This window comes from Streptomyces sp. NPDC056160 (assembly GCF_042268205.1).
Classification (GTDB): domain Bacteria; phylum Actinomycetota; class Actinomycetes; order Streptomycetales; family Streptomycetaceae; genus Streptomyces.
This window is the reverse complement of record NZ_JBHJUW010000263.1, coordinates 1-5,385: the sequence shown is the minus strand read 5'-3', so window position 1 is coordinate 5,385 and position 5,385 is coordinate 1. Positions and strand designations below refer to the sequence as shown.

The 5,385-nt window shown below is 61.7% G+C and carries 3 protein-coding genes and 4 pseudogenes; 6 read left to right on the top strand and 1 reads right to left on the bottom strand.

Annotated elements, in window-relative coordinates:
• Nucleotides 1-92: 92 nt before the first annotated feature.
• The 5 genes and pseudogenes from ACFC02_RS41445 to ACFC02_RS41425 form a co-directional block, all read left to right on the top strand.
• Nucleotides 93-644 (top strand): annotated as a pseudogene (locus ACFC02_RS41445) (transposase); the annotation flags it as partial.
• Between the two features lie 158 nt (nucleotides 645-802).
• Nucleotides 803-955: pseudogene (locus ACFC02_RS41440) on the top strand (helix-turn-helix domain-containing protein); the annotation flags it as partial.
• A gap of 28 nt (nucleotides 956-983) precedes the next feature.
• Nucleotides 984-1,457, top strand: coding sequence for a transposase (locus tag ACFC02_RS41435; protein ID WP_376368023.1), 474 nt, complete (start codon nucleotides 984-986; stop codon nucleotides 1,455-1,457).
• Nucleotides 1,458-1,700: 243 nt separating this feature from the next.
• Entirely contained in the window at nucleotides 1,701-2,843 is a 1,143-nt protein-coding gene (locus ACFC02_RS41430; RefSeq protein WP_376368021.1) for a hypothetical protein, read from the top strand.
• Nucleotides 2,844-2,907: 64 nt separating this feature from the next.
• Nucleotides 2,908-4,272, top strand: a complete 1,365-nt coding sequence (locus ACFC02_RS41425) for a cytochrome P450 (RefSeq protein WP_376368019.1) — start codon at nucleotides 2,908-2,910, stop codon at nucleotides 4,270-4,272.
• On the opposite strand, the pseudogene ACFC02_RS41420 reads toward ACFC02_RS41425, so the two are convergent.
• Nucleotides 4,266-4,484 (bottom strand): annotated as a pseudogene (locus ACFC02_RS41420) (IS630 family transposase); the annotation flags it as partial. The gene ACFC02_RS41425 and the pseudogene ACFC02_RS41420 overlap by 7 nt on opposite strands.
• A gap of 122 nt (nucleotides 4,485-4,606) precedes the next feature.
• On the opposite strand from ACFC02_RS41420, the pseudogene ACFC02_RS41415 reads away from it, so the two are divergent.
• Nucleotides 4,607-5,203, top strand: a pseudogene (locus tag ACFC02_RS41415) (IS21 family transposase); the annotation flags it as partial.
• Between the last annotated feature and the right edge of the window lie 182 nt (nucleotides 5,204-5,385).

Here is a 5,385-nt window from a genome sequence, read left to right as displayed (position 1 = left end):
CCACCCCGAGACGACACTCGGGCCCTCAGCCTGCCCCACAGCACGAAAACGGTCCACCGACTCCGTCGGCGGACCGTTACGCAAGATCGAGGCTAGTCCGCACGAAAGAGGGGCGCAAGCCCGAGCCGACCGCCTCCGTGATCGACACCCAGAGTGTGAAGACCTCCACCAATGTGCCCCTTACCAGCCAGGGAACAGACGCCGCCAAGAAGATCGTCGGACGGAAGCGAGGAATCCTCACCGACACAATCGGCCTCATCCTCGCCGTGACCGTCACCGCCGCCAGCCTGTCCGAGAACGCCGTCGGAATCCGACTCCTCGACCAGGCCAAAAAGACCTACCCCACCATCGCCAAGAGCTGGGTCGACACCGGCTTCAAGAACGCCGTCATCGAGCACGGCGCACGTCTCGGAATCGACGTCGAAGTGGTCAAAAGGAACCCCGGAGTTCGCGGGTTTCACGTTGTCAAAAGGCGCTGGGTAGTCGAGCGTAGTTTGGGCTGGCTCATGTTGCACCGGCGCCTTTCTCGCGATTACGAGACCCTTCCCGCCAGCTCCGAGGCCATGATCCACATCGCTTCGATCGACAATCTCGGCAAGCGCATAACGGACGAGACCACACCAACCTGGCGAGGAACTTACTAGGGCAGAAAGGGCAATCCGCCTAGATCAAATGCCCTCTTACGGGACGCCGTCTAGTTCGTTATGATCAGCTCGTATTGGAACTCGCACCGTTACCTGAGGTTGAACTCGTGATAGCGGGTGGTCGTGACGGCTCGTGATCCCTGCGGTATGCCGTGTGCATGAGGTATGCGCAGGGAGGCGGGCTGACGCCGAGGGAGCAGGCCCGGGAGCGGTTGCGGTTGGAGGCCGGTGCGCGGTTCGGGCGGGGTGAGAAGACCGCTGAGATCGCGGCCGAGTTACGGGTGGGCAGGCGGCAGGTCGAGAAGTGGCGCCGGGCCTGGCGCGAGGGCGGTCCCGGTGATGCGGGTACGCGGCAGCAACCGGGGCCGGGTTCCCGTGGTCGGCGTCGTTTGCTTCAAGCCCGGTGCGCGGCCGCACTTGTTCTACCGGCTGCATGTGTGGCGCGGGCGCAAGGGCGAACGGAAGAGTTTTGCCTGGCGGGATTACCGCGACCTGATCGTGCTCACGCACCACCAGCTCGGCGCGCCGATCGTGTGGGTGTGGGACAACCTGAATGTGCACCTGACCGGCGAGCTGGCGGACTTCATAGCGGAGAACGAGGAGTGGCTGAGAGTGTTCCAGTTGCCGTCCTACGCTTCCGACCCGACCGAGGGGGTGTGGTCGCTGCTCAAACGGTCGCTGAAGAACTTCGCCGCCGTCAACCTCGATCACCTCGTCCGCGTCATGAAGCGCAAGCTGAAGAAGATCCAGTACCGCCCGCACCTGCTCGACGGCTGCCTCGCCGAGACCGGCCTGATCACCGAGCCGCCTTGATCAACCCACCCGTTATCGCAAGTTCAACCTCAGATAAGCCTGACCCCCTTATATGTAATCCTGAACAGACCCCATGAGAGCAAATCGTTTCGACATTGAATTTCAACCAGAATTAAAGTTTCAATGAAGGTGGCGATCGCCTGGCGCATCCGACACTGCGGAGAAAGGTGCGGATGCACAAGCATCTGATCGTCAAGCAGATTAATCATCGACTCGACAGAATTGGAAGCAGAATAAATGGTCATGCAAGCGATCGACAAAGAGCGGCTTTATTACCCAAAAGAGATCGACGGCGATCTGCGTGACTGCGGTCTCGCCGAGAAGGAACGAATAGAGGTTCTCGCCACCGCGTGGGAGTACGTGCGCTGCGGGATCCCAGAGTTCACCAACCCGGAGAAATACCTTGCATTTGTACGCTTGACTGCGCTGACGACCGTAGCGGAATACCGCGGGGATCTAGTGGACGTCGAAGAGATCATGAAGCTGGATGGCCGCGTGCTAGGGTATCCGGTCCGTGAATTGCTGGATACGTTGTTTGTCGGTTCCGGAGTGGGCGAGGAGATGACGCAGGAGTACGCGTCAAGCATCCTTTTCATGGCGGAGAAAACCCGTGAGCAGCAGTCCGATCTATGTAGACGATACATCGAAGCTATCGCTTCGTCGCCTGTCAGGTATTTCAGATTGCGTGACTGCGACGCCCAGGTGCGATTGTTCATCGCCGCAGCGGTGGCCTGCAATGACCTGGAGCCAGATTTCCGGGAGGTCGAGTATCGTGCGATGGCGGAAATCGGCCTGACCCTTTATGACGCGGTGGCCTTCTACAAGCACCGGGCCGAGGGGGAGATATCAAACCTCTATGCATACTGCGGTCAGGATCTGGACTTCCGGAGAACTGCCTACGCGACCGCGCGATCAACGCTCTGGGCGATGGAAACGCAGCGGTATGAGACCGTCCAGGGAAGATGCGCGATAAATCTTCTCAAGAATCTACCACTCATCCACATGTCTATGCGCCGCTATCGGTTCGTAGAGGATGGAATGACCATCGGAACACCCGAGACGAGCGCTGTTGTCCGGGCCACGCGGGCCAATGTTAAGCTGTGGTATCGAAACGACGTACGTCAAAAGCCATCCGGTCGGCCGGCTGCGACAGGCCAGCGAACTGTGGCCACTGTGCAGAACATGTTGAGCCCCGAGCTGGCGGCGGCATTGGAGTGTTCACCCGAAGAAGCGTGCGCACGATGCACGCGCCGCGAGACGTATGGTGCCACTTCGGAAGGGCAATTCGGTGGCGTGGTTCCGTGCGACGAATGCCGTGAAGAGTGGCGCCGGTACGTGAGCTCATCCTGGGACAGACATGCAGTAGACCTTTCTTTGCTGGGCTGAGCCGCCATATTCGGCAACAAAAACGTCTTACCCACTCATCAGCCAACATATAAGGAATCTAAGAATGGCAGTTCCCGCTGTGCGCGTACCGATCGCTCCGGGCCGACTGCCCGGTGTGGGACATGCGCTCAGGCTGCGCCGCGACGCCCTAAAGTTCCTGAAGTCCTTGCCGCAGTACGGCGACATGGTCAGGATCGACTTGGGGCCTCGGTCGGCCTATGTGGTGAACACCCCCGAGCTGGTCTGCCAGGTTCTCGTGGGTGAAGCCAGGAAATTCCACAAGGGCCGTCTCTTCGACAAAGCCCGGCCTTTCATGGGGAACGGCGTGATGCTCTCGAACGGGGAGTTCCACCTCCAGCAGCGCCGCCTGGTCCAACCGGCTTTCCACCGGCAGCGGATCAACGGGTATGTGCGGATCATGGGTGAGCTGGCCTCCGCGACCGCTGACTCCTTGAGCCCCGGGCAGGTCGTCGATATGCGCGACACGATGTACAACCTCGTCATCAGCATCCTGGGAAAGACCGTGTTCTCGACGGAGCTGGGCGGGTGGGCCACGATCGAAGCCCAGCGGTCGATGCCGATCATCCAGGACATGATCGCGAAGCGCACCATCTCTCCACTGACGTTTCTGGAGAAACTTCCGACTCCCGGCAATCGGCGGTTCGACCGCGCCATCGCCGCGCTCGGAGAGGTGCTGAACAGGATCATCGAGGAGTACCGGGAAGACGACACCGATTACGGGGACCTGCTCTCGATGCTGGTCGCCGCCCGCGACCAGGAAACCGGCGAGGGCATGTCGGTAAACCAGATGCGGGACGAGATCGTCAATATCCTGGCCGCTGGCATGGAGACCACCACGGACACGTTGTCCTGGACCTACCACGAACTGGGGCAGCATCCAGAGGTCGAACAGCAGGCCTACGAGGAGGCCGAACGGGTCTTGAGCGGTCGGCCCGCCACTGTCGATGATCTGGCTGAGCTGGAGTACCTCCAGTGCGTTATCAAGGAGGTACTCCGGGTCCATCCGCCGGCCAACCTGATCATGCGCAAGACGATCGCCCCCGTCGAGCTAAACGGTATCCCCCTCCCGATCGACACCGAGGTGATCGTCAGCCCGTTCCTGCTGCACCACAACCCTCGTCTATTCCTCGATCCCTCCCGCTTCGACCCCGAGCGTTGGAACAGAGAGGAGACTGCATCGTTGCCGCGCGGCACCTTCGTGCCATTCGGCATGGGCAACCGCCAGTGCCTCGGCGACACCTTCGCGATGACCGAGATGCCCGTCATCCTGGCCACGATCATCAGGCGTTGGCGTCTTCGGCCCTTGCCCGGGCATACCGTGCGTCCGGTTCAGGCGGTCACGGTCTCACCGGGGAAGCTGCCGATGATCACCGAGCCCCGCTTTCCGCCAACCGGCGTCAACTACTGAGCTTGTTGGCGTGGTGTCGTCAAGGTGAGGCCGGTTTCGGCGAGGTATCCGTCGATGAGGTTCCTGCGGTATCGGATCTGGCGGAGGCCGTGCCGGAGGGTACGCATCAGGTGGTCTGGGTCGGTGAAGGCGGTGTTGGTCTGGCTGCTGCGTCGTAGCAGTGACCAGAGGCCCTCGACCGGGTTGAGGTCGGGTGCGTAGGCCGGCAGGTGTCGGCGTACACCTGAACGTCCCCACCCGCGTACGGATGAAAAGGGACAGTTGTTGATGCGGTGAGACCTGCTGCTCGGCACTCTTCTGCTTGTCGGTGAGAGGCGGCGGAAGGCGGTCAGCAGTGGTCTTGGATCCGCGTCGTTGGTTGGAACTACGACGCTTTCGAAGCCTGTTGGAATCTGGGGCGATCAGCCTGTCGGAGGTCGCGAGGGAGACCGGGCTGGTCCGCAAGACGGTCCGCAAGTACCTGTCGGCGCCGGGGCCGGCGACCCCGCCGCGCCGGTCGCCGAACGGGCGGTCAAAGGCGAGGGTGATCGACGAGTACGCGCCGCTGGTCGACTCGATGCTGCGGGCCGAGGTCCTGATGAAGGCCGCGGTGATCCACGAGCGGCTGGTGGCGGAGTACGGGTTCACCGGCAACTACCAGCGCGTCAAGCTCTACGTTCAGGAAGCCCGCCCGAGGGTCGCCGAGGAGCTCGGCATCACGCCGAAGGAACTCGCGGGCATGCACCGCCGTTTCGAGGTGATCCCGGGTGCTCAGGCCCAGGTGGACTGGGGCGACGAGGGCAAGATCCTCGCCCACATGGGCATCCCGAAGGTCTACTCCTTCCACATGACGCTGTCGTACTCGCGTGACCCGTTCTGCTGCTTCACTACCAGCCAGAACCTGCAGACGTTCTTCGACTGCCACCGCCGGGCCTTCGCTCACTTCGGCGGTTATGTGGGTGACAACTCTTCCACTGAGGTTCCCCCGCAGTGCGGGAGTGGCTGACTAGCTGGTCAGAGCAGGTTGACGTGGTTTCAGGGGTCTTCGAAGTTGAGCGGTGCAAGGTCGGTGGCCGCTGACTGCCCGTCACGGTCTGTGACGGGTGGGGTGGTTGTCGGCCCTGGATGTAGGAC